Raw genomic sequence first — 24456 nt, 5'->3', positions numbered from 1 at the left:
TTTTGTTCCGTTATAGATCAATCATTTCGAATCCGCAGGTCAGAAGCTTCATTCCCCGGTGAAAAAGCCCTCTTTTGTAACTGTCGTCCATGTCGGGCTCAAACTGGATGATCGGGATCTGGCCCTCGGGAGATGTCAGTTTAACATTTTCCACAAGTTTTGTCTGAAAATCAGCTGTGAACCACCTGCCGCTGATAACGATGACGCCGGGATTGATCAGGCAATTGACCGATTGTATGGTTTTGACCAGATGCTCCGTAAACCTTTTCCGGTTCTTCTGTATCTTCCCCTGCTTATCCAATGCTGTTCCCAGGGGAAGATAGGAAATCTCTCCTGCGAAATCCCTGTCCCCCCGGAGAACGCGGCCGTGAACGATTATCCCCGCGCCGGCGATCCCGTCCTCGGGATAATAGAGGTATACCAGGCTTTCGGGATGATCGGATTGAAGGGAATCGTGATACCCCAGAGCGGCGCTGTTCACATCGTTCCCCACAGAGACCTTTATGTCATATTCCCTTTCCAGAACTCCTTTCAAATCGAAACCGCTCAAAGTCTTCAGCTCGCAGAGACCGATGACTCCCCTCCGGACCACAGCCGGCATGCCGAAGCTTAAAACAGAGAGGTTTTCAAAGCGGCCCTTGAGCTCTCCGCTTAATTCGATCAGATCATCGCCGTCAATTTTCGCCGGTACACGGACTTCTTCCAGAAGGGGTTTGCCCACCGTATTCACAACCGATAGATGAAGAGATATCTCCCCCTTCTCCAGCGAAGGGTAAACCAGAGCCAGCGTCCGGTAATTATGATTATAACAGTACAGCCTCGATCGCCGTCCCCCTGTGGATTCCTCGAGCCCCGAAAGGCCGATTTCGCCGCTTTCGAGCAGTTCAGCCAGAATATTGGAACAGGTCGACAGACTGAGCCCCGTTTCAAAAGCCAGGGCGTTTCTGGTAAATGCCTCGCCTTCCTTCAGAACGGAGCGGATGAGATCGGTGTTGAACCGCTTGAGTTTTTCCGTGTTCAGCTTCACTTTCCACACCTCTTATCTTAAGTATTATATTTTCTATAAATACTCCTGTCAAAACTTTATATATGATGACTCACAATACCCTCCGTGCTATACTCCACCCCATGCTTCTTATCCATCCGCCCCAGGCGAGAAACTGCGAACCGCCCATAGCCCTGGTCCATCTGGCCGGAGCCCTGCGAGCCGCGGGAGAACCGGTGATCATGATAGACGGGTCTCTCGAGGGTTACATCTGGCTGACGGAACAGCCCCGGGCCGACGGCGAGGACAGACATGCCGCCAGGGTGTACGGAAAGAGGGATAAGATTCTCTCCTTTCCCGGAACAATAGCCTCTCTGGACAATTACAAGAGACAGATTCACGAAATCAAATTGCTTGCCTCTTCAAGCCGTCCCGTGTCCGCAGGAGGAATCCGTATATCACCGGCCGATTATGATGACCCCCTCCTGAACCCCCTCCGTTCGAAGGATCTGATAAAGAGCTGGGAAAATCCTGAAGAAAACCTCTTCTATCCATGGTTCAGGGAAAGGCTGGCTCCTCTTCTGGAAAAAAACGGACAGAGCGCTGTGGGAATTTCCATAAGCTATCTCAGCCAGGCTCTGACCGGACTGGCCATTTGCGGCTGGATTAAGAAATGTTACCCCCGCATCAGAATCCAGGTCGGCGGCGGACTGATTAATTCATGGCTGAAGGGGCCGTCCGACATGTCATTTCTTTACGGGCTGGCTGACAATATCTACGGGGGGAACGGCGAAGAAGCCATTGTCCGTTTTGCCGGGCGAACCTACAAGGGCCCGGGAAGAGTCTGGTACGGAGATCTGTATAACCGGGAAGCCCCCTATCTATCTCCGGGCAGGATTCTGCCCTATTCCGGCTCCAGGGGGTGTTCCTGGAAGCGCTGTACATTCTGCTCTGAAAAATGGGAAGACAATCCCTACTGCGAAACTGCCGCATCAGCTGCGGCCGATGATCTTTTTCATCTGTCAGAAAAATACAATCCCTCTCTCATCCATCTCTGCGACAGCGAAATCAGCCCGCTACTTATGGATGAAATGATAAAAAGGCCCCCCGGGCCTCTCTGGTACGGTTTCAGTCGCTTCCTCCCTGCCATGATGAATGAAGCATACTGCCGCAATCTGGCGGAATCCGGATGCCGGATGCTCTGTCTGGGGCTGGAATCAGGTGACCAGCAGGTACTGAACAGTCTGAAGAAGGGTATCAGACTCGATATGGTCAGCCGCATTCTGAAAAACCTCAAAGCCGCGGGCATCTCCACTTATGTGTACATTATGTTCGGCACGCCTGCGGAAAGGAGAGACAGCGCCGAGCGGACAAGGGACTTTGTGGCGGAACACAGTCCCTATATCGATTTCCTCAATGTCTCCATATTCAATATGCCGGTGAACAGCGAGGAAGCTTCGGGTTTGGAATCGGGATCATTTTATGATGGAGATCTGTCGCTCTACCGGGAGTTTGCCCATCCGGAGGGGTGGAACAGAAATGAGATCCGTACTTTTCTTGCCAAGGATTTTCGTTCAGTTCCGGAAATACGGAGGATTCTCAACAGAAACCTTCCTGTTTTTACATCCAATCACGCGGCTTTTTTCACTGACAGTGTTCGATAAGGAAAATGGGGTATATTATTTAAGTTACAGTGGCAAGCTTACTTATAATTGACAGGGACGAAAAAGTCCGGAAAAGAACACTTCATTTCTTTACGGGAAGCGGACATAACATTATCGGCGTTCCCGACTTCCCTTCCGCTCAGGAAATTCTCAGAACAAAGTCGCTCGATGTCATAATCAGCGAATGCGACATGGCGGGTGGAAACATTCTCCAGCTCATCCGCGAAGTCGAAGCGGGAACCTACCACACCATGATCATTGTCTCCTCGCCCATTGAGGAAGTTTCAGCGGTCGTTCAGGCCATAAAGGAAGGAGCGTCGGATTTTGTCCGAAAACCTTTCAACCAGGGCGAACTCTATGTAAAAGTGGAAAAAGCTCTTGAAATCAGACGCCTTCATCTGGAAGCGCAGAACCTCAGGGGACAACAGCATCTGATTTATAAAACCAGAGAAGTCATAGGCGACAGTCCTCCTTTCCGGGAGGTTCTGAAAATTGTGGAAAAAGTAGCCAAAAGCGACTCGACGATCATGCTTAGAGGCGAAACGGGCACGGGAAAGGAACTGATTGCCGGACTGGTGCACTACAATAGTCTCAGAACCGATAAAGCCTTTATCCGGGTCAATTGCGCAGCCCTTCCCGACGAACTCCTGGAAAGCGAACTCTTCGGCCACGAAAAAGGCGCGTTCACAGGTGCCGATAAGGTGAGGATCGGTCGGTTCGAACAGGCCGACGGAGGAACCATATTTCTCGACGAAATCGCCGATATGAGCCTGAAGACACAGGCGAAAGTGCTGAGAGTCTTACAGGAACAGACTTTTGAGCGGTTGGGCAGCAGCCGGACCATTGAGGTCAATGTCCGGGTCATTTCGGCGACGAACAAAAATCTGGAAGAGGAAATCGGCCTCGGGACCTTCCGCGAAGACCTGCTCTACCGGCTCAATGTCATCCGCATCGACCTTCCTCCCCTCCGGGAGCGTCAGGCCGATATTCTGATGCTGGCCCATTTTTTCATGCTCCGCTATTCCAAAAAAATCAACCGGAAGATTTACAGGATGTGCCGGTCCGCCGAAGATAAACTGCTCGGATACAAGTGGCCGGGAAATATCCGTGAACTGGAAAATGTTATGGAGAGAGCTGTGCTGATGGCGGATGATGAAATAACCTGCGAAGACATTTATCTGCCAACGGACCGGAACCTCAATCCATCTTCCCCGGCGCTTTCCCCTGAGGGAGTGAACCTTTCGCTGGAAGAGATGGAAAAGCAGTTGATCCTGAAGGCTCTGGAACAGAGCGGATGGGTTCAGAAAAAAGCGGCGGAGCTTCTGAAAATTTCCAGCCGCTCCCTGAATTATAAAATATCAAAATACGCCATAGCCCATTCGGGCTGGCAGAAAAACCGCTGATTCATCCATGATTACGAAATCGTAATTACTGTAACTTACAAAACTGTAACAACTGACATCATTCTCCCGAAAAACCTCTCTTCCTGCAACCAGAGTCCTTCTTAGAATGGCACGGATCTTGCCATAGAGAGGTCAAGCCCAAAAGGGCTCAGGAGGATTCTATGAAAAAGATTATTTTCATCCTTGCTGTGATCACATTGACGGCAGCTTGCGATCTGCCCGACCTATCTGTAGGTTCCATGGAACTGTCTATCGGAAATGGAGTTTCCCGCACCTTGCTGCCGGACATATCCATGGATCCCTATGCTTTCAGCATCAGCGGAACCGGACCGGAAGGACACACCTTTCTTCTCGATACACTAAAAGACCGGAATGTCATCGAAGATCTGACGCCGGGAGATTGGCTTATAGAAGTGTCGGCATCCAATGCGGACGGAGAGATTATCGGCCGCGGCAGCCGGACCATTGCGGTTTTCGGCGGAGAGACGGCATCAGCCGCTATAACCGTTACACCCCTAAGCGGTACGGGAGTACTGGATCTTTCTTTGATCTGGGAACCTGATGATCTTTCGAATGCAGTCATTTCAGCCACTCTGCTGCCCCCTGGAGGAACGGCTCTGTCTCTGGATTTCATCGACGACGGAGCGGGCAGTGCCTCCCTGTCGGCGGCCTTCGAAGCGGGATACTACACTCTGCTTCTCCAGCTTCTGGACACGGATACAGTTGTTATGGGCTCCGCCGAAACGGTCAGGATTGTCGCCGGTGAAACAACAAGCGGTTTTTTCGATTATACCGATGTTAACAGCATCAGCGGATCGGGAGATATCGGCATAGACGTGGACCTGAACGAACCGATTGAAATAGTTCTGAGCGGCACAATGGATACCATTTCATACGGCTCGGCCATGACAGTCTCGGCCGCCTCACCGGCAGAAACCGAAACCATAAGCTATGACTGGTATCTGAACGGATTTCCCCTGGGGAACGGTACAACCGTCACAGTCGGTTCCGATCTGGATCCGGGAATATACAGACTCGACGTGATTGCTCTCAACAGCGATCTCTCGCGAAGCGGCTCCCTCAATCATACATTTACAGTCAGCCAACCGTAAGCGAATCAAAAAAAATGGAAGAGAAATATGAGAACTTTATCATTAAAAGCGGCGCTTTTATCACTGACAGCCCTTCTATTGACTCTCTCATGCTCGCCCATGCTGATGCTCGATTTGAATCAAAAGGGAGAGATGGATATAAGACTGGACGCGGAAACCATGCGGTCCGCCCTGCCCGGTCTCGATAGCGAACTGTCGTACTACATAATAGAAGCCACACATACGGAGGGAGATTTTCTCGAACTGGTATCCCTTTCGACATCGGTCCATTTAACAGAGCTTCGTCCGGGAGAATGGACGCTCCGGGTCCTGGCCTGCAACAGCGATGATGAAGTTCTGGCCGAAGGTACCGGAACCCTGTTAGTGGAACCGGGAGGGAACTCTTCGCTGACCATTGTTCTCTACGACGTAACAGGCAGCGGTACCCTGGGCTTATCCCTGGTGTGGAATGACGACCTGATGGCAGAGCCCCGGCTTCTTCTGGATATGACGACTCTGGACGGCGTACCCGTACCTGTCAGTTACAATGTGGAAACAGGAATGGCGACTGGAGAGACAACCGGCCTGAGCGCCGGTTTCTACAAACTCGCGGTCACTCTTCTCGACGGAGAATCAGTTGTGGCGGGCACAGTGGAAATTGTACTGATCCGGAATGAAACGGTGACTTCCGTAGATCTTGATCTATCGCAGATCAATAAAAAAGGGACAGAAATAAAACTGGCTGCAACGGATTTTACCATTTCCTGGGACAGCGATGACCTGTCGGTCGACCTGTACCGGATTTATTACAGAGAACACGGAAGTTTCAACTGGGTTCTGCTTGGCTCCACAGATTCAGGCGCAGACCTGGAATACTCCATAGGAAATAGCATGCTGGCCTACGGAATCTATGATTTCGCCGTTAGCTCGGTGTCGGGAGCAGAGGAGTCGGAATTGCACAGCTCCATGGATGATACAGCTGTTCCCGCAACGGGATGGTACATAAACTGGGAATCGCCCTGATAATTCCAGAACTTACGGCTCATATACGCCCGAAATCTAAAAGAAGATTGAGAAGTATAGAATTACCAATTATAATTCCAATAGAATCTTTCAGGTTTCGGGTAATATGGACATGCTGGAAAAAATAAAAATACTGATTATCGATGACACTCTTCCCAACCGTGTCTATCTATCAAAGCTATTAACTTCAGAGGGCTTTGAAACTCTGCAAGCTCAAAACGGTGCGGAAGGTCGGAAAACGGCAGAAAAAGAACTGCCCGATTTAATCATTCTGGATATGATGATGCCCGGAGAGACCGGATTGGAAACCTGCCGGAAACTGAAGGATAACAGTAAAACCTATTCTATTCCTGTCATCTTCCTGACGGCGGATTATTCGAAAGAATCCACCGTAGAGGGATTGAAATGCGGAGGCGTTGACTACATTACAAAACCTTTCCATGATGAAGAAGTCATCGCCCGTATCAGAAATCATATCCAGCTGAAAGCTGTGCAGAACGAACTGATGGCTAAATACAGCCAGGACCTGAAAAGCATTTCCGACGCCCAGAAATCGATACTGATTGACCCGGAATCAATTCCGGACGCTCTTTTCCACGTCTACCACAAACCGCTGAGGGAAGCGGGCGGAGATTATTACGATGTGGTGAAGCTGACGGAAAATCACTACATTTACATATGCGCCGATGTTTCAGGTCATGATATAGCATCAATCGTAACGAGTTCGGCTCTGAAAACGGCGATCCGCCAGTACACATCGGTGATCTATACGCCCAAACAGATAATCGGTCAGATCAATCAGCTTCTCAATAAAGTGATAGATGACGATCTTTTTGTCTCTTTAATCCTCCTTTATGTGAACAGGGATACAGGAAGAGCCAGCTTAATCAATGCCGGTCATCCCTTTCCGCTTATCCAACATGGCGATGGCTCGATTGAACTGATACGGGAGCGGGGCCATATGCTGGGTACGATGGAAAACCCTGTTATCAAAGTTCACGAAACCAGATTGAAAGAAGGCGACAGGATTTTCATGTTTACCGATGGTCTTGTTGATGAATTGCGTGCACCGGACGGCTATGATCAGATAATAAAAGCCCTGAGGGAATCCGAAGGAAAATCTGTGAGAGAACAGATTGAGATCCTCTCGGAATCGATCAGTCCGGCAGCTGACAATAACGACGATATTCTGATAATGGGCGTTCAGATATAACCGGGGAAAACATGCAGGATTACGATAGACTGAGAAGAAAAGCGGAAGAGATTCTACAGAAAAAAAAACATACGGCGCCTGAGCTGTACACCGATAATCTGGAAAATCTGGTGGAAGAACTTCAGATATATCAGATAGAACTGGAGCACCAGAACGAAGAGCTGATAAGAATAACAAGAGAAAAAGAGCTTTCCGCAAAAAAAGCCCAGGCTCTCTACGATCAGTCTCCCGCCGGTTATATAACACTGAACGATGATCAGACCATTCTCGAAGCCAATGCTACCTTTCTCAATTTTCTCAATGCCGCCCGATATGATGTGCTGGGTAAAAAGATGACCGCCTTTATAGCGCCTCAATCACAGGATGCCTTTTACTTCCATTTCCAGGATTTGCAAAAAGCCCCGGAAACAGATCTGATGATTTTTCTTTTCTTTGATGTAAGTGACACCAAAGAGAAAACAGAGCTGCGGGAATGCCGCGTGGAAAGCCGACGCTTTCATTTATCTGAAAGCAATGAATGGCGTATTAATATTACGGTTATCGATGTAACGCAGGAAAAAGAACTTGAAAGACTGATTGATTTTGAAAAGGAAATCTGGAAACAGAGTTTTGCATCGGTTAATGACGCTATTTTTCTTGTCGACAAAGACTATATAATCCGCGATGTCAATGCAAGCGCTGAAAAACTAACCGGCAGGAGCGCCGGCGAACTTATAGGAACATACTATTACCTCGCTATTCACGGACATAAACGTTTTGACGATTGTCCCGGTTGTCGCGCCATTTCCAACAGAGAAGCCTGTCAGCAGGAGAGATACGAAGAGTTTCTGAATAAATATCTGGACATCGCCGTCAGTCCTGTCATCGTTCGCGACGAATATCAATTTTCAACCATCGTTATCAGGGATATTTCGGACAAGAAGGAGCAGGAAAAGCATCTGAAGGAAAGCGAGAAAAGATTCCGTACCATTTTTGATCAGAATGTCGCCGCCATGTGTCTCACTAATGAATCGGGTTTCTTTGAAATGGTGAACGAGGCTTACGTGAAACTCTACAAATATACCAGGGAAGAATTAATCGGCAATCACTTCACAATGATTGTTCCCGAAGAGAACAGGGAATATCTCAGCCGGGCCCACGATGATTTTATAAGGGAAGGCAAGGAGATAAGGGGCGAATGGCAGGTTCTGGATAAGGAAGGGAAAAAACACACGATACTCGCGGACGCCGCCTACATAGAGGGAACGGACGGATCCCCAAAAAAAGTGACTTTCGTCGTAGATATAACCGCGCTGAAACAGGCGCTTGAGGATCTGATCGAATCGAAAAAACAGCTGACCGATCTCAATGCCACAAAGGACAAATTTTTCTCCATAGTAGCCCATGATCTGAAAAATCCCCTGAGCACAATCCTGAATTTCTCCCAGATGCTGCAATCGGACAGATTCGGACTGTCGGAAAAGGAAAAATCGGATTTCCTGGTATATATCAGCGAAGGAGCGGGAAACATCAACCGCCTTCTCGACAACCTTCTCACCTGGTCCAGAGCCCAAAGGGGATTGATTTCTTTCACACCGGTCAAATATCCTCTGAAGGAGATTGTGGAAAACAATATCCAGCTCTTCGAACATAATGCGGGAGAAAAGGGTATTACGATCGTTCCGGAAATTATTGATGAGATTTCGCCGCTGATCGACGGTAACATGATCGATACGGTGGTGCGGAATCTCATTTCCAATGCCATTAAATTTACCGGAGAAAAGGGAAGAATTTCTGTTAGAGTCGAAAAAGGAAACCCGCAGGCCAGAGTCAGCATTATAGATAACGGAGTCGGGATGAGTCAGGAGAAAATCGATTCGCTGTTCAATATTGCGACCAATATGAGCACAAAAGGAACCAATCATGAAAGAGGGTCGGGGCTGGGACTGCTTATCTGTAAAGAATTCATTGAAAAACACAAGGGACAAATCCGGGTGGAAAGCAAACTGGATGAAGGATCGAGTTTCATCTTTGAAATATAAACAGGTAGGAAAAAGAAATCGGAGAAGGAGGGATTCGAACCCTCGGTACTGCGGACAGTACACCTGATTTCGAGTCAGGCCCGTTCGACCACTCCGGCACCTCTCCTGATTACACGCTGCATTTTACATTCTCTTGCTGGGAATATCAATAATCTTTTTATGGTGTCCTGTATAAATCAATCGAGAATAAGGATTTCAACCCTTCGGTTCTCCCGGTCCGTCCCCGTCGGTTCCGTACTGCCGGCGCCCCGGAGAAATAGTTTTCCCCTTCCTTTCCGCCCATCGGGGAAAAGCCTGTCAGCTACGGCTGAAGCTCTTTCGAAAGAGAGGCGGCTTCTGCCGGCGGCTGTTCCATAATCCGCTGTATGACCGGTTATCAGAATATCTCTATCGGAATAACCTTTGAGGATTTCAGCGAGCCTGTTGAGCCGCTGGGCTTCTGCGGCCCGAAGTTCAGCCGATTCCGGTTCAAACAGTATGCGATCCAGTTCCGCGAGAGAGAGGAGAACACCTTCACCTGTCGGTTCGACCGTTATCCCCGAGTCGTCTCCCAACTCGTTTCTGAGAGTTTCGGCCGTCCCCTCCCTGTCAAGGCTTTCAGTCTCCCTGTATTCCGTAAAGCTGCGACCTACAAACTCCTGGGACGTGCCATTGCTCATCATCATCAGAAATTCGAAATCTTCCGTTTTTGTGAAAGGCTGTCCTTTTTCCAGATCCCAGACAAGCTGCTGCTGCGATTGTCCCGATATAAGCCGGACCGGTTCGCCCTCCCGGCGCACCGGTAGATAAAGACTGTATTCCAGATCGATCAAGGCCGTATGCCGGCCATCAATCATGCGGTCTTCCCTGTATGTATAGAGGACCTGGGTCGTACTCCGGTAGGGTCCGTATAGAGTACCGTTAATGCGCAGGACATGGACTTCTTCGGCAGCGGCGGTCCAGGAATCACCGGGGGCGATCGGTTCAGAGGGAAATGTCGGTACCTGGCGCAGCACAGGGCGCGCCGCATCAGCGGGAACTGTCATAAATCCGGAAGGCTCTCTCTCGAGACGAACATTCTCGGAGCTGACCCATTCGTAGAACCTCCCGATTCTTTCGACTGTCCTGAAGCTGGAGTCGAGAAGTGCTTTCCCCTTTTCATCAACCTTCACGATCGACGAAAGGGAAAACTCATCGATCTGAGCGGTATGGCTCAGATAACCGTTTATGTATACCTGTTCATCCACCCGTGAATCGGCATGGAGGACACGGCCTTCTACCTGTATAAAGCTGAGAATCCGGTCATTTTCAGCTTCCAGAGAGCTAAGCGCCGCAATGACAAACAGCGGGATACCCAATAGTATTCTTTTTTTATTCAGCATATATTGATCATCGACGGCAGGGCTTTTATTGATGAGATGCTTCTGCAGGAATACCATGCCAATGCATAATTCCGGTAAGCAGCCCCTAATCAGCTGGTAGAGACCGGAGAAAATCCTCCGCCTTTTTATAACCGTTCTCCGCAGCCAGGGAAATCAGCTCCAGTCCTTTCTCCCGGTCCTCTTCGGTCATAAGCCCTTTATAATAGATAAATCCCAGATCGAACTGGGCCTGAATATGCCCGAGAAGAGCGGCCTGCCCGAACAGTCTCAGACCTTCGGGAACATCCTGTTCAATCCCCTCTCCGTAATATTTCATGTAGCCGAGGAGAAAATACGCATCGAGATGATCCTGGTCGGCTGACAGGGCAAAATAGGCAGCGGCTTTTTCAAAATCCCGTTCCACTTTGTAACCGGAATAGTACCAGAGCCCCAGTTTGAACTGGGCGTCACGGTCGCCGTGATCGGCATATGCCTGGAGACTTCGCAGCGTTTCACCGAAAATGCAAGGAGTCAGGATAAGGCAGAGAACAAGAGGAAGAATCCGTTTCATTTAAGCTCCATTTTAAAAGCATAAGATATTATGGTACAATCTTCCATATGATCAATAAATCGCCGATCTATCAGCAGCTGAATCAATATCTGAAAAATCTCATATTAAGCGGAGAGTACAGAGGTGGCGAAAAATTCCTCACCGAAAGGGCTATCTGCGAAAGATTCAGCGTCAGCAGAGCCACGGCCAACAAAGCTCTTTCGAGCCTCGTATCGGAAGGAGTTCTCGAATTTAAAAAAGGGATCGGCACATTTGTCAGAAACCGCAGGATCTCCCATTTTGTGGATTTTGACAAAAGCGCCGAGGAGGCGGGAATGATCCCCGGAGACGAATTGATAACCATGGAGAGGATTACCGGTGATCCGGACTGGTCGGAAGATATATATCATGTGGAAAGATTGAAAACGGCCGATGGAAAACCCTATCTTATCATTATTCAGCAAATATCCGCCGGGTTGTGTAAAAACTTTATGGATCATACACCCGGAGAAGATATAGGGAATTATTTTATCGAAACTTGCGGGATCAATCCGGGCAGATCGGAAACCGTAGTTAAAAGCCGGATACTGGAAGACAGGGAATCTCAGCTGCTGGAAACCCCTCCCGGAGGTGCGTCATTTACCATCGAAACAGACACATTCCTGAAAAACGAAAAGCCGGCCTGGAAAGAGTTGAGGATTTTTAAACCCGGCTGTCTGGAATTTCTCTATCTGCCGGAATCGGAAAATCCCGGTAAAGCTGTCAGTTACAGATTGAGCTTTTCCTGATTTCAGGATTTTTGCTCGACGAACTGAATCTTCATGCCGTCGGGATCTTTTGCATAAAAGAACCTGATATTCGGAGTCGGCTGAAATGGCCCTTCCGCAACAGGTATACCCATAGATTCCAGCTCTTCCATTTTCTTGTCGAGAGAGTCGGTCCTGAAACCCATAGAAACGGGTGCTTCTAGATTGACAGCCCCTTCTGTATTATCCCGGATCAGCTCTACTTTCGTTTCCCCGTCTCCCAGAAAGGCCAGTTCCATATGCGGCGCGGGACTGTATTTCCTGTCGATTTTCAGATTGAGTACTTTTGTGTAGAACTCAAGCGACTTTTCCATATTACTTACATGAATAGTGGTCCATAAAAACATCATATTATATGGTAACAGAAAAAAAACCCGATGAACAGGCAAACCTTTTTCCATCCCGGTAGATTTTATAAATCCTATAAACCATAATTAAAAAATGAATAGGTTCACAATGCCTGAATGTATTTTAATCATTCTCTTCGTTACAGGGATTCTTGCCCCTTTGTCAGGAGAAGAAAAAGACCGGTCTGTTCTCTTTATCAGTTCCTACCATCCCTCCTTCTCAACGTTTATTCACCAGGTAGAGGGCATTCAGGACAGCTTCAAGCCGGAGGGCATAGAATTCGATGTCGAATTTATGGATACCAAGAGGTTTCCCGAAGAGGAAAACCGGAAGCTCTTCAGAGAGTATCTATCTTATAAAATGTCCAACAGCGATCCCTACGACCTGATTATCACGGGAGACGACAATGCTCTGACTTTCGCCCTGCAGGAAAAGGAGTTGTTATTTTCGGGTATGCCCATTGTTTTTTTCGGGGTTAACGATACGGAAAAAGCCGTCTCCATGAACAATGTTTCGGGGGTTACGGGAGTCGTTGAACAGGTCTCCATGGCTGGCACGGTCGAACTGATGATCGAGCAGAATCCCGGATTGAGGAATATTACCGTCATAGTCGACGGAACGGCAAGCGGCCAGGGGGATCTGAAAACATTCTGGTCTGTAAAAGAACAATTTCCCGGATACAGCTTTATAAATCTCGACTTGAGAAAACTCACATGGGACGAGTTGGCACAAAAACTCGAAAACCTGAACGACAGGAGCGGAGTCCTTCTTCTCTCCGCCTATTTCGATAAAAATGATCAATCGAAAAGCTTTAACGAAAGCCTCAAACTGATTTATAAATCGCTATCTCTCCCCATCTATCATCTCTGGTATCATGGATTGGGCGACGGGGTTCTCGGTGGGCGGCTCATAAGTCACTACGAACAGGCACAAACAGCTGCCGGATTAGCCATTGACATCTTTAATGGAAAGGATATCAACTCCATTAAGGTTATTGAAACCAGTCCCAATCAGTACTATTTCGACTACAATGAATTGAAGCGGTTTAATATTTCCCTCGCCGATCTACCTGAGGGCAGTAAAATCATTAACTCTCCCGGAACAATGGACAAAGAGAAAATTGTGGAAATTGTTATCTACTCCACGGCTTTTCTGTTACTTCTGGTCATTCTTCTGGTTCTGTTGCTCAATTTTATCAAACGTAAGAAAGCGGAGGTGTTTCTCAGGCATCTCCGTCAGGCTTCTGAACAGATTATCGACACCATTGAACTATACGATAAAAACCGGAAGCTCATATACGCCAACCCGGCTTTTCTGGCTATGCACAATTACACTCTGGAGCAGATACTGGGAAAAAAACCGGAACAGATTTTCAGTACCAGCACAGCGGAGAATCTCCGGAAAACAGAAGAGTTGTGGAGAGACGTGGAAAAAGGAAATCCCTGGCGCGGTCAGTTTTCCAATGAGAATCCCGACGGATCGGTCATTATTCAGGATATATCAGTCTCTCCGTTCTTCGATGAAAAAGGTCAGATCAACGGGTATCTGTCTATCAAGAAAGACATTACCGAACTGGTCGGACTTATGGAAGAGAAAAACTCCATACTGGAGCACCTGATGCAGGCCCAGAAACTGGAGTCCATAGGCCAGCTGGCCGGAGGGATAGCTCACGATTTCAATAATATATTATCGGGAATCATGTCGGCATCCCAGCTTCTTCTCTCCCCCGAAAGGCTGATGGATGAGAAAGCAAAAAAATACGCCCGGATGATTTATGATTCCTGCGGAGACGGTGCCGATCTGGTGAGCAAACTTCTCAATTTCAGTCAGGGCAACCGCAGCTCTATCAGAAAAGTGGATATGGAGACTGTTGTATCCGAAGTCGTTGAGATCCTACGTCTCACCATAAAGAAAAATATCAATTTCGTTTTCGAAAATGAAAACGCCCCCTGTACCCTTTTTTGCGAAAGCTCCTCTATACAGAACGCCCTGCTCAATCTGGGAATCAATGCCGGTCAGGCTGTAGAACCGGGAGGAACAGTTTCCTTTATTATGAATGAACGCTCCTTGGACCGGGATTACTGCTACCGTTCGCTATGCAGCGTTTATCCCGGACGTTACCTTTCCATTAAGGTCAGCGATACCGGCCCGGGAATACCGGAAGAGATTCAGGACAAGATTTACGAACCCTTCTTTACGACCAGAGAGACAAGCAGAGGAGTTGGGCTGGGTCTCACTTCCGTCAAGAGGATTGTAGAAGAGCACCGGGGATGCATCGAAATGTCAAGCTCCGCCGAAGGCACGGTCTTTGAGATTCTCATACCCCTGGATCTGGAATCCCTGAATATTTAGTTCCAACTGTTTATTCTCTGGCGGAAATCCTGTATTTGAAACATTATAAGCTATGACCGTAACAGAACTGAATGATAAAAATCTCACCTCTTTCCTCGCTTACTGCAGAGATCACAAATATGATCACGATGAATCCTTTCTCTATGATGAGGATCTGAAAGATTTTGCAATCGGCCCGGAGAATCCCACATGGCTGCTTTTCGATGGAGATGACCTCCGGGGAGTCCTTTCGCTTATCTGTGATGAGTACTTCGTAAAGGGGAAGCGGGCCCGTATCCGGATTTTCCACTGCGAAAAGACTGATATTGAGAATTACCGCTCACTTCTGGAAGCGGCCCTCCCCCTCGATTGTCCCGTAGACAAAATGGAAATGTTTCTCCCCGATAAGCTGAAAGAGACTCAGAGCCTGATCAGGGATCTCGGATTTACCTATTACCGCACGTCCTTCGTCATGGTGCGGAAGAACAAAGAAAAGACTGCGGCCCGTTTTCCCGAGGGTTTCTCTCTGAAAGCGATTGATCCCCAAAGGGATGCGGAACTGTACGGAGAGATCCGGAATGCCGCTTTCAGGAACCTTAAGGGCTCGGAAACACCTTTGAGCCGTGAAGATGTGCTGAAACACTATAATGACAAATCGGTTCTGACCGGAGGAATGGCTATCCTCAGAGATGGAGATAAAGGCGCCGGCATAGTCAGAGTGATAAAAGAGGAAGATGAAACGGGAATTTACAGCTTTATCGCTCCCATTGCCCTGATCCCGGAATACCAGGGGAGAGGACTGGGAAAAGAACTGCTGAAAGCGGGCATTTCCATAGGTCAGGAAAACGGACTGGACGACTGCATGCTGGTGGTTAACGGCGAGAACGAGCAGGCGCTCCGGTTGTACAAAGGCGCGGGATTCGAGATAGATATGTCCGTGTCCTGCTTTACTTTTTCTTCTTTGTTGTAGAACTGCCCGAAGAAGATCCGCCGCTTTGCTCCGGTTCCGGCTCCATTTCCGGTTCCGGAATTATGGTATCCTCACTTTCGAGAGATTTCAGCAGAGTCTCTTTGAATATATTGAAGGCTGCTTTGGCAAAAAGAGGGTTCTCACGTGCCTGTTCCAGCAACCTGTTCAGGTTCTCTTCGGGAATCTGACTATTGAAATCTTTTTTGACCCTTTCCAGATCGACAGCCGATAAATCGACGCGGCGGTCCATCAGATCAATCAGGTCGGAAGTCGTGACATTCTCCATGCCTTCCAGCTCATCCAGTACAGATTCCACAGTTCCGTAATCAATTGATTCCACTAGAGTCCGTATTTCATCGTTATCCAGTCCGTATTGCTCCAACTGACCGATGTTTTCATCGATCTGAACATTAATTGTTTCCAATTGCATCAGGACTTCATCGGGCAGTATTCCTGAGGCGAAACCGCCCGATACAGCTCCGGCAATGATAGACGGAAGCAGAAAATAGACAGCGGTGCCCAATCCGGCCAGAATGGCAACAATAATAATAAGGACCGTGAGACAACCGGATTTTTTCTTCTCTTCTCCGCCCCCGGCAGTATAATCAACCATAAGACCTCCTTCTTTAATTATAGAACAGCTTTCCTTCTCATAAAGATCTAACTTCAATTAAATATTGTTTGACGATGATTTGAGTGATTTATAAATTACAGTTGTAGAGGCTGAAATAGATATGATTATTAGCGGTCAATTCAATGATTCTCTGGCGCCGATTATGGATGGAGTGGCTATAACCGCCCAGAACTATGCCTTTTGGCTCAACAAAAAATACAGTCCTTCATTTGCCATAGGACCGAGGGTTCCCGGATACAGGGATTCGCAGGAGCACATCCTCCGATTCGCCTCCCTGCCTATTCAGAGAAAAGGGCCCTACCGGCTCGGGCTGCCCAGAATAGATAGATCATTTAATGAAAGGATTGAAACAATACCTTTCGATATAGTCCACGCCCACTGCCCTTTTGTCAGCGGCGGCTATGCTCTCTCGTTGTCAAAGAAACGGAACATCCCCATGGTGGCGACTTTCCATTCCAAATACCGCGACGATTTTGCCCGGTGGCTTCCTCTGGACACCCCGCTGGATCAGCTGATTAAACTCATAGTTCAGTTCTACGACAGCGCCGATGCTGTATGGGTTCCCAATGAAGCGATAATAGATACCCTGAGATCATACGGATATAAAGGGCCTGTCGATTATGTTCCGAACGGCAGCGATATTGCCGTTCAGGAAAATGAAGACAGGAAAGAGCTGATCCGTTCGGGAAGACAGCTGCTCAGAACCGATGACTCTTCTCCGGTCTTTCTCTATGTGGGACAGCACCGATGGGTGAAAAACATCCGCCGGATTATCGAAGCCCTGAAAATTCTTCATGACCGGGGAATGGATTTCCAGATGCGCTTTGTCGGTAACGGAAGCGACCTTCAGGAAATGGAGAATCTGGTCAGGAAACCGGGGCTGCGGGAAAAAGTTCAGTTTATAGGTCCCGTCTATGACCGCAAGGAGCTGAAAGCGATTTACAGTACAGCCGATCTCTTTCTGTTCCCCTCGCTTTACGATAATGCTTCGCTGGCGACAAGAGAAGCAGCGGGATTGTCTGTTCCTACAGTATTCATCGAAGGGGCTACGACGGCAAACGGCGTAGTCGATAAGGTAAACGGCTTTTTAAGCAGCGATACATCGGAAGCTTATGCTGATAAAATAACAGAAATTCTGGCTGATAGAGACCTGTTGCGCAAGACAGGGGAAGGGGCCTACAGAGACCTCTACCGCTCCTGGGAAAGCGTAGCCGGCATTGTCTTTGATAAGTACAATCAGCTGATTGAAGAATACAAATTTATGAAACTGAAGAAAATCTCCTGAAGAGCTCAATCAGTTCCCACAAACGACTCACTCCTGTACAATGCTGCTCATGAACCGTGACCTTCCCGTATACGATGTAATGCCTCAAATTCTGGAAACTCTCGAAAGGGAATCTTCCCTGGTTATCGAGGCGCCTCCCGGAGCGGGGAAGACCACAGCCGTCCCCCTTGAACTGATCGATCGGCCCTGGTTGAAGGGAAAAAAAATAGTCATGCTGGAACCCAGGCGGCTGGCCGCACGGAACGCCGCCTGGTGGATGGCCCGGCAGCTGGGAGAAAAGACCGGTGAACGGGTCGGATATTCGGTTCATCTGGACAGAAAAGTATCGGACCGCACAATCATCGAAGTGGTTACAGAAGGGGTGTTTCTCAACAGACTGGTTCGCGACCCGGAACTGGGCGATACGGCTCTAGTCATTTTCGACGAATTTCACGAACGCTCTCTCGATGCCGATCTGGCTCTTACGCTTCTAAAGGAGAGCCGGGAGATTCTCCGGGAAGACCTGAAGATTATGGTCATGTCGGCCACCCTCGATGCGGCTCCCGTTGCCGAATATCTGGGCAGCGCACCGGTAATATCCAGCGAGGGAAAAAGCTACCCCGTCGAGATCCGCTACAGGGAGGACCGGGACCGGGATCTGATCGACCACACGGTCTGGATTATCAGGGAAGCGGTCAGGGAGGAAAGGGGCAGCATTCTTGTCTTTCTTCCGGGCGTCGGGGAAATCCGGCGAGTCCAGTCGATGCTCTCAGATTCTCTTCCCGGTTCTATTGAAGTCTTTCCTCTTTATGGAAACCTTTCGCGGGAGGAACAGGAACTGGCTATCGAACCGGCCGAAGAGGGAAAACGTAAAATCGTTCTCGCGACCTCCATTGCCGAATCGAGCCTGACGATAAAAGGAATCCGGGTGGTCATCGATTCGGGGCTGATACGTACTCCCCGGTTCGATCCCCGGATGGGAATGGACAGCCTGGAAACTCTGCCTGTCTCCCGGGCATCGGCCGATCAGAGAACGGGACGGGCGGGACGGCTTGAAAGCGGCCTATGTTACCGCCTCTGGAATGAACACAAACGGCTCGATCCCTTCGGAGAACCGGGAATCGCCGTTGAAGACCTCTGCGGTCTGGCGCTGGTTCTCGCCCGTTGGGGCTATAACGACTACAGTAAACTGACATGGCTGACCAGACCGAATGACTCGATCTTCCGTGGCGGACGGATGCTTCTGGAGGAACTGGGCGCCGTCGACAGGACAGGGATAACCGGAAAAGGAAAGCAAATCAGCGATCTGCCGCTACACCCCCGACTGGGAGCCATGGTTCTGGATGGAGATAAAGCCGGAGCCCCCCGAAAAGCCAGAGATCTGGCGGCTATCCTTTCCGAGAGAGACTGCCTGCGATTCCCCAGGGATTATCATCAGACTGACATATTATACAGACTGGAAGCTCTGACAGGTAAGACCCCTCCCGGAGGATCAATCGACAGGAATGCGGCAAACCGGATCAAGGAGTACAGCCGTTCCATGGGGAAAGGGAAAAAAGAGCAGAGTACCGTTTCAGAAATTACTGCCGGTTCGCTTCTCCTATCAGCATACCCCGATAGAGTCGGAAAAAGAAGGGCTGATGGAACCTATTCTCTTTCCAACGGCAGCCAGGCTTCGATTGAAGAAGGAGATTCTCTCTCCCACTGCGATTATCTGGTTATTCCCTCGCTGGGAGGAACAGGATCTGTTCCGCGGATTTCTCTTGCCGCTGCTCTGAGGGAAGAGGAAATTCTGGAAAAACTCGGAGAGGCGATCAGAGAAGAGGAAACGCTGGACTTCGATAAAGAAAAAAACCGCTTTGCCGCTCTGAAAATGAGAAAACTCGGCCACCTGGTTCTGAAAGAACAGAAACTGAACAGCATTGAACCGGAACGTTTCCGCGAAGCGCTGTGCCGCTATCTGGCACAAGGCGGTTTGAATGACCTGAACTGGAACAAAGAAGCGACACTGTTCCGCAACCGTATTCTCTTCCTTCGCCGCGAAGGTTTCGAGGAATACCCCGATCTCAGAGATGAAGCCCTTACAGAGAATATGGATTGGCTGACGCCTTTTCTCGGAGCTGTAAACCTGAAAAGCCGGTTAGCCGAGATTCCTCTTCTCGATGCCTTGAAGGGGTTGGTTGACTGGACACAGCTCAGGCAATTGGATGAACTGGCACCGACACACCTCATCGTGCCCAGCGGATCGAAAATTCCCATTGATTATTCTGAAAAGGAACCATTCCTGAGGGTGAGGCTGCAGGAGCTTTTCGGACTGGACAGAACGCCTCTTCTCTGCGGAGGAAAGCATCAGCTGACAATCCATCTTCTCTCGCCGGCCTCCCGTCCCATTCAGATAACCAGAGACTTGAAAAGCTTCTGGGATAACACCTACAATGAAGTGAAAAAGGACCTGAAAGGCCGGTACCCCAAACACTACTGGCCCGATAATCCCTATGAGGCCGAGCCCACGAACCGGGCGAAGAGGAGAAAATAATGATAAACAGAGGCGCTCTGGTACTGACATATAAACAGCCCGCACTGGACTGGATAAATAAAAACGACCCCTATGACGACGGGGGAAAGATGACTCTGGAGATGATCAACGAGGACAGGACTGTCTATCTGGTCAGCGATGATGAGGCTGAGTCCATCGAAGAGTGGATTGAAGAGAACTATCTCGACCTGCTGGAATACGAGCTGAGCGGCCACTATCCCGACGATGACATTCGGCCCGAGGGGTTTACGCTGGATATTTTTAGGACATGGTTCGATTACGATGTTCATTCTGTGGTTCTCGATACGGTTGGCGACGGGAATCTTGTTGAGGATGAGGAGATGTAGGGGTCAGTTTCTGTAGCTATCCAGAAGACCGGCGTGACGAATGGATAAATCCACGGCGGTCTTCATGCTGTATCCGCCTCCGGGCATGGAAAGTATGGGACAGTTGAATTCGACCGATTTATCGATTACCAGTTTTGTCAGAGTTTCAAAATCTTCGTTTGTCCAATCCGTTACGTTGTGTCAGCAATCAGTTCCCGAATCAATAATCTGTTTTCTCGAGTCAGAGAATTTTGAAGATGCTCTAAGAAATGCTATTTCACTGGGAGGTGATGCGGACACCCAGGCAGCTATTGCCGGATCAATAGCCGAAGCTTTCTATAATGAGATCCCTTTGGAAATGATAGAATTTGCTCTTAGCCGTCTGAGTTTTCATTTACTTGAGATTGTAAAGAGATATTCTATCCAATTTCTCGACTCGAAATATGTTAATATTATTGAAGAAATGATGACGATAAAAGAAAAATCTCTGGAGGAGATTTAAAATGCTGAATAACGATAAAGGTAAAATCTATGATATGTCGAGCAACAATCAAAAAGAGTCTGAAACGGGGTCTTTGGCAGATAAAAGAAGAAAATCACGATCTTACGTCCTTATCTTCCGCCCACGATGTAATAAACAAATGTATGTTTCTGTCGGGAATTGATACATCGGACAGAAGATTGGTCCATTGGTTAACTTTCTCGGATGAAGAAGTCCCGGATTTTCAGATAAAACTGGAAAGAAAAGGATCCGATTTTTATATAGTTGATCATCCCGATTTTTCAGGAAAAGGAGGATTTCCAACTGAAATGTTCCGTTATTTTAAATCCTTTCCTGATGCTATGTATATCTCAATTGAAAAAGCCGGCTACAACTTAAATAAACAGGGTATTGAAGTTGTTGATTTAGATGATTTATATACAGGAAAAGAGTAATAATATAACTGCATGATAGAATTGAAAAGGTATGTTTTTTGAAAGCTAAACTATTAATCTTTTTATTATTGTGTTCAATCACATTCAGCCTCAATTCTCAGGAAGAGTTGGAACTCCAGGCGAAAGAATACTATGACCTGCTCATACTATGGAAATCCTATCCCGACATGCCTGGATTATCAGAATTACTATCCGCAGCGGAATCACGACTGGGCATCAATCAGGTAAAGATAGATCAGTATTGTATAAATCAGAGTCAATTATTATATGAAGATGCTTTAAAAATCTGGCAGTTGGAGACCAAAACGGAAATACAAGTATTGCAGGCCATGGATCTGGTAACAGAATCTATATGTCTCAATCCGGATAATATTCCGGCAATCAAGTTAAAGGATGTCATGCTTTTTGAAAAAGGCGGAAATAGACCTATTATTATGTCATCTGGCCTGAGAGGTCTCTATGAGAGGGCTATGAAAGAATATATGGATGGTGATTTATATAAGTCTTTTTCAACGATAAGAGAATTGTCAAACAATGAAGCTATAGAGAATAATCCTGATTTTATCAAACTGAAGGCTTTAGTCTACAAAAAATATTATGATTCTTTAAAAGGATTCTGAAGGCAGAAAAAAGGCATGAGAAGAAAGATTGAAATCCTGTTGTTACTAAGTCTCTTCACTTTTCCGGTTATTTCAGCAGAGCCTACCGAGAGACAACTGGAAGGCTATCATGAACTTCTTGTATTGTTTAAGATCGATCCTGCATGGCCGGGTCTCGAAGATCTGATTCACCAGGCTGAAGTTATTATCGGAATTGCTCCGGAAGAAATCTCTCCCGAAAATGCAGCAAAATGCAAAGAGTTATACGATGAAGCCTCGATTATTTTAAATACCCTTAAAGATGAAGATATTATTACTTACAAAAGTGCTTTAAATCTTCTGAATGAAGCGATTAAACTTAATCCAACCAACAAAGAAGCAAAAGAACTTCGTGAAGAAATTCTCCAGAAGATTCCTTCCGATAACGATATTATTATATCTCAAAATTTATTAGCAGAATATAAAAAAGCGGAAAACGAATATTTGACAGGCAATATATATATTTGCCTGCAGATTATTCAAAAATATGAAACCGATGAAACCATGATGAGTTATGCCCCTTTCAGAAAGTTAAGACAATTAGTCTATAGGGAATTGGGATTATCGGGAGAAAATGAATAAGAACTTAGCAGCCATTTCAGAATGGTTCTACTTGTACTAAACTTTACTATATGTTCTCTACAGGCAAAGGCATGAGCCTCAGATTCCGCTTCTCCATTATCACTTTCCTGCTGCTCATAGCCGCATCGGTCCTGACTTACGCTCTCGTCGCAAAAATCGTCTCATCGGTTGTGGACAGCTGGGGGCGGAGGGTCGTGGAAATACAGGTCCTCAACGACTCGGCGCGCATTCTCCAGCCTCTGGAACGGGAAATCGGCATAGCTCAGGAAATGGCTGGCAATACAGCCATTCAAAGCCTGGCCCGTCACCCGGAAGATTCCGGTTTATTCGAGCCCGCCTTATCGGAGATGGAGAATTACCGTCAGAAGTTCCAGTCCCACAGCTATTTCGTCGCCCTGAACCGGAACGGTTCCTATTATCACAATAACGCGGAGAATGAATACAGCGGAAGCGAGCTTCGCTACTATCTGAATCCGGAAAATGAGGCGGACATATGGTTCTACAGGCTGATCGAAGAAGGTCTGGATTTCCACCTCAATGTCAATCCCGATGCGGAACTGGGCATAACCAATTTGTGGATCGATATTCTCATGCGGGATATCGCCGGCGATATAGGTGATGAGATCCTCGGAGTCGTCGGCACGGGCATCCCCCTTGAAGTTTTTCTCTCGGAAGTCGTCAATGTTCACCAGGCGGGCGTCACGACGTTATTCGTCGACAGATACGGCGCCATACAGCTCTATCGCGACCCCGAAATGATCGATTATGCCAGTTTTGTAAAGCCGGAACAGGATAAGCACACGATCGATCTGCTCCTGACCGACCCCGGGGAATGCGCGCAGGCTTATGCGATTATGGAAAAGCTTCTTGAAGCCGATGATCTTCAAAAGATCGAAACCTTGAAAGCTGTAATCGGGGGAGAACAGATCCTCGCGGGGATAGCCTATCTGCCGACGATCGGCTGGTACGAAATTTCTCTTCTGAATATCGGGGAAATCATGCCGGTCTCCCGATTCATTCCCGCCATAATCATATTCATTCTCATTCTCATCGGAGTTCTGATTATTTTGAGCCTGTTTCTCAGGATCGAGATATTCAAGCCAATAGGGGCGCTCGAAAAAGCGACCCGGAGGCTGGGCAAGGATTCTCACGAAGAGCTGGATCTCCCATCGGGCAAAGGGGAAATCGACGCCCTGATAAAGAGCTTCGCCTCCATGGCAGATGCGATACGATTTTATACAGACGATCTGGAAAAGCAGGTGGAAGCGAGAACGGCCGAACTCAAAGACCTGATGCTAACCGATCCTCTGACCGGCCTTCTCAACAGGAGAGGGATGACGGAAAGGCTGAAGGGCCAGAATGAGCGGAGCGCCAGAACGAAAGAGACTTTCGGACTGATATGGATCGATATAGACTATTTCAAAGAAGTCAACGATTCCTTCGGCCACGCAATGGGCGATACGGTTCTCACAGCCGTTTCTTCGATCTTTATAGAATCGATCCGGCCCTATGATCACGCTTCCCGATGGGGCGGCGATGAGTTCCTCATTCTCCTCTCTCCTGAAACGCCGGACGATCTCCGCCGGATCATTGACCGCCTCCTGTCCAGTATCCGTTCATGGTCCAGCCCGGACGCTCCATCTCTGACAATCAGCATCGGGGCCACCACTTCCGATGGCGGCGAGTCGATCGACGAAGTCCTGCAGAGAGCCGATGAAGCCCTCTATTCAGCCAAAAACAGCGGCCGGAACCGGGCCGTCATAGCCGATTGATTCAATTCAACCGAATTAATTTA

General features: G+C 48.0%; 22 protein-coding genes and 1 tRNA gene. 17 read left to right on the top strand and 6 right to left on the bottom strand.

Going from position 1 to position 24456, the window contains the following annotated elements; translation table 11 throughout:
• Positions 1–10: 10 nt before the first annotated feature.
• Positions 11–1027 carry an ROK family protein gene (locus HNR50_RS09895; protein ID WP_184746483.1) on the bottom strand — a complete coding sequence of 339 codons (1017 nt, stop codon included), beginning with the start codon at positions 1025–1027 and terminating at the stop codon, positions 11–13.
• A 62-nt stretch (positions 1028–1089) separates the two neighbouring features.
• Between HNR50_RS09895 and HNR50_RS09890 the strand changes: the two genes are divergently transcribed.
• From HNR50_RS09890 to HNR50_RS09865, 6 genes are all read left to right on the top strand, one after another.
• Positions 1090–2649: a B12-binding domain-containing radical SAM protein gene (locus HNR50_RS09890; protein ID WP_184746481.1), complete on the top strand. Its 1560-nt coding sequence runs from the start codon at positions 1090–1092 to the stop codon at positions 2647–2649.
• Positions 2650–2678: 29 nt separating this feature from the next.
• On the top strand, positions 2679–4052 hold the full coding sequence (locus tag HNR50_RS22390) for a sigma 54-interacting transcriptional regulator (protein ID WP_184746479.1): 1374 nt from the start codon (positions 2679–2681) through the stop codon (positions 4050–4052).
• Positions 4053–4213: 161 nt separating this feature from the next.
• Positions 4214–5164, top strand: coding sequence for a hypothetical protein (locus HNR50_RS09880; RefSeq protein ID WP_184746477.1), 951 nt, complete (start codon positions 4214–4216; stop codon positions 5162–5164).
• 27 nt (positions 5165–5191) lie between these two features.
• A complete protein-coding gene (locus HNR50_RS09875) occupies positions 5192–6166 on the top strand; it encodes a fibronectin type III domain-containing protein (protein ID WP_184746475.1) in 975 nt (324 codons plus the stop codon).
• 112 nt (positions 6167–6278) lie between these two features.
• Entirely contained in the window at positions 6279–7379 is a 1101-nt protein-coding gene (locus HNR50_RS09870) for a fused response regulator/phosphatase (protein WP_184746473.1), read from the top strand.
• Between the two features lie 11 nt (positions 7380–7390).
• The gene (locus tag HNR50_RS09865) at positions 7391–9400 is read left to right on the top strand and encodes a sensor histidine kinase (RefSeq protein WP_184746471.1); all 2010 of its coding nucleotides are present in this window, start codon (positions 7391–7393) and stop codon (positions 9398–9400) included.
• 19 nt (positions 9401–9419) lie between these two features.
• Here the strand turns inward: HNR50_RS09865 and HNR50_RS09860 are convergent.
• The 3 genes from HNR50_RS09860 to HNR50_RS09850 form a co-directional block, all read right to left on the bottom strand.
• Positions 9420–9506, bottom strand: a tRNA-Ser gene (locus HNR50_RS09860).
• A gap of 70 nt (positions 9507–9576) precedes the next feature.
• Positions 9577–10761 (bottom strand): OmpA family protein, encoded by a 1185-nt coding sequence (locus HNR50_RS09855; protein WP_184746469.1) that lies wholly within the window; start codon positions 10759–10761, stop codon positions 9577–9579.
• Positions 10762–10846: 85 nt separating this feature from the next.
• Positions 10847–11311, bottom strand: a complete 465-nt coding sequence (locus HNR50_RS09850; RefSeq protein WP_184746468.1) for a tetratricopeptide repeat protein — start codon at positions 11309–11311, stop codon at positions 10847–10849.
• A 47-nt stretch (positions 11312–11358) separates the two neighbouring features.
• Here HNR50_RS09850 and HNR50_RS09845 point away from each other — a divergent pair, with 47 nt between their 5' ends.
• Positions 11359–12078 (top strand): GntR family transcriptional regulator, encoded by a 720-nt coding sequence (locus HNR50_RS09845; protein WP_184746466.1) that lies wholly within the window; start codon positions 11359–11361, stop codon positions 12076–12078.
• A gap of 2 nt (positions 12079–12080) precedes the next feature.
• On the opposite strand, the gene HNR50_RS09840 is transcribed toward HNR50_RS09845, so the two are convergent.
• On the bottom strand, positions 12081–12443 hold the full coding sequence (locus HNR50_RS09840; protein ID WP_281389087.1) for a VOC family protein: 363 nt from the start codon (positions 12441–12443) through the stop codon (positions 12081–12083).
• A gap of 94 nt (positions 12444–12537) precedes the next feature.
• On the opposite strand from HNR50_RS09840, the gene HNR50_RS09835 reads away from it, so the two are divergent.
• Together HNR50_RS09835 and HNR50_RS09830 are read left to right on the top strand one after the other, a co-directional pair.
• Complete coding sequence (locus HNR50_RS09835) at positions 12538–14796, top strand: ATP-binding protein (protein ID WP_184746463.1); 2259 nt, start codon at positions 12538–12540, stop codon at positions 14794–14796.
• Positions 14797–14848: 52 nt separating this feature from the next.
• The gene (locus tag HNR50_RS09830) at positions 14849–15745 is read left to right on the top strand and encodes a GNAT family N-acetyltransferase (RefSeq protein WP_184746461.1); all 897 of its coding nucleotides are present in this window, start codon (positions 14849–14851) and stop codon (positions 15743–15745) included.
• Here HNR50_RS09830 and HNR50_RS09825 read toward each other — a convergent pair.
• A complete protein-coding gene (locus HNR50_RS09825) occupies positions 15723–16358 on the bottom strand; it encodes a hypothetical protein (RefSeq protein ID WP_184746459.1) in 636 nt (211 codons plus the stop codon). The genes HNR50_RS09830 and HNR50_RS09825 overlap by 23 nt on opposite strands.
• A 121-nt stretch (positions 16359–16479) precedes the next feature.
• Here HNR50_RS09825 and HNR50_RS09820 point away from each other — a divergent pair, with 121 nt between their 5' ends.
• The 8 genes from HNR50_RS09820 (at position 16480) to HNR50_RS09790 (ending at position 24433) form a co-directional block, all read left to right on the top strand.
• Positions 16480–17664: a glycosyltransferase gene (locus HNR50_RS09820; protein WP_184746457.1), complete on the top strand. Its 1185-nt coding sequence runs from the start codon at positions 16480–16482 to the stop codon at positions 17662–17664.
• Between the two features lie 49 nt (positions 17665–17713).
• Positions 17714–20179: an ATP-dependent helicase HrpB gene (gene hrpB, locus HNR50_RS09815; protein WP_184746455.1), complete on the top strand. Its 2466-nt coding sequence runs from the start codon at positions 17714–17716 to the stop codon at positions 20177–20179.
• On the top strand, positions 20179–20526 hold the full coding sequence (locus tag HNR50_RS09810) for a hypothetical protein (RefSeq protein WP_184746453.1): 348 nt from the start codon (positions 20179–20181) through the stop codon (positions 20524–20526). The genes hrpB and HNR50_RS09810 overlap by 1 nt, the downstream gene beginning before the upstream one ends.
• Before the next feature lie 40 nt (positions 20527–20566).
• Complete coding sequence (locus HNR50_RS09805; protein WP_184746451.1) at positions 20567–21007, top strand: ADP-ribosylglycohydrolase family protein; 441 nt, start codon at positions 20567–20569, stop codon at positions 21005–21007.
• 308 nt (positions 21008–21315) lie between these two features.
• Entirely contained in the window at positions 21316–21441 is a 126-nt protein-coding gene (locus tag HNR50_RS22600; RefSeq protein WP_281389081.1) for a hypothetical protein, read from the top strand.
• Positions 21442–21479: 38 nt separating this feature from the next.
• Positions 21480–22061 carry a hypothetical protein gene (locus HNR50_RS09800; RefSeq protein WP_184746449.1) on the top strand — a complete coding sequence of 194 codons (582 nt, stop codon included), beginning with the start codon at positions 21480–21482 and terminating at the stop codon, positions 22059–22061.
• Between the two features lie 15 nt (positions 22062–22076).
• Positions 22077–22661, top strand: coding sequence for a hypothetical protein (locus tag HNR50_RS09795; protein WP_184746447.1), 585 nt, complete (start codon positions 22077–22079; stop codon positions 22659–22661).
• Positions 22662–22711: 50 nt separating this feature from the next.
• On the top strand, positions 22712–24433 hold the full coding sequence (locus HNR50_RS09790; protein ID WP_221439853.1) for a GGDEF domain-containing protein: 1722 nt from the start codon (positions 22712–22714) through the stop codon (positions 24431–24433).
• Positions 24434–24456: the final 23 nt, after the last annotated feature.

Source organism: Spirochaeta isovalerica (genome assembly GCF_014207565.1).
In the GTDB taxonomy this organism is placed as follows: domain Bacteria; phylum Spirochaetota; class Spirochaetia; order DSM-2461; family DSM-2461; genus Spirochaeta_F; species Spirochaeta_F isovalerica.
This window is presented reverse-complemented; position numbering and strand designations above follow the sequence as displayed.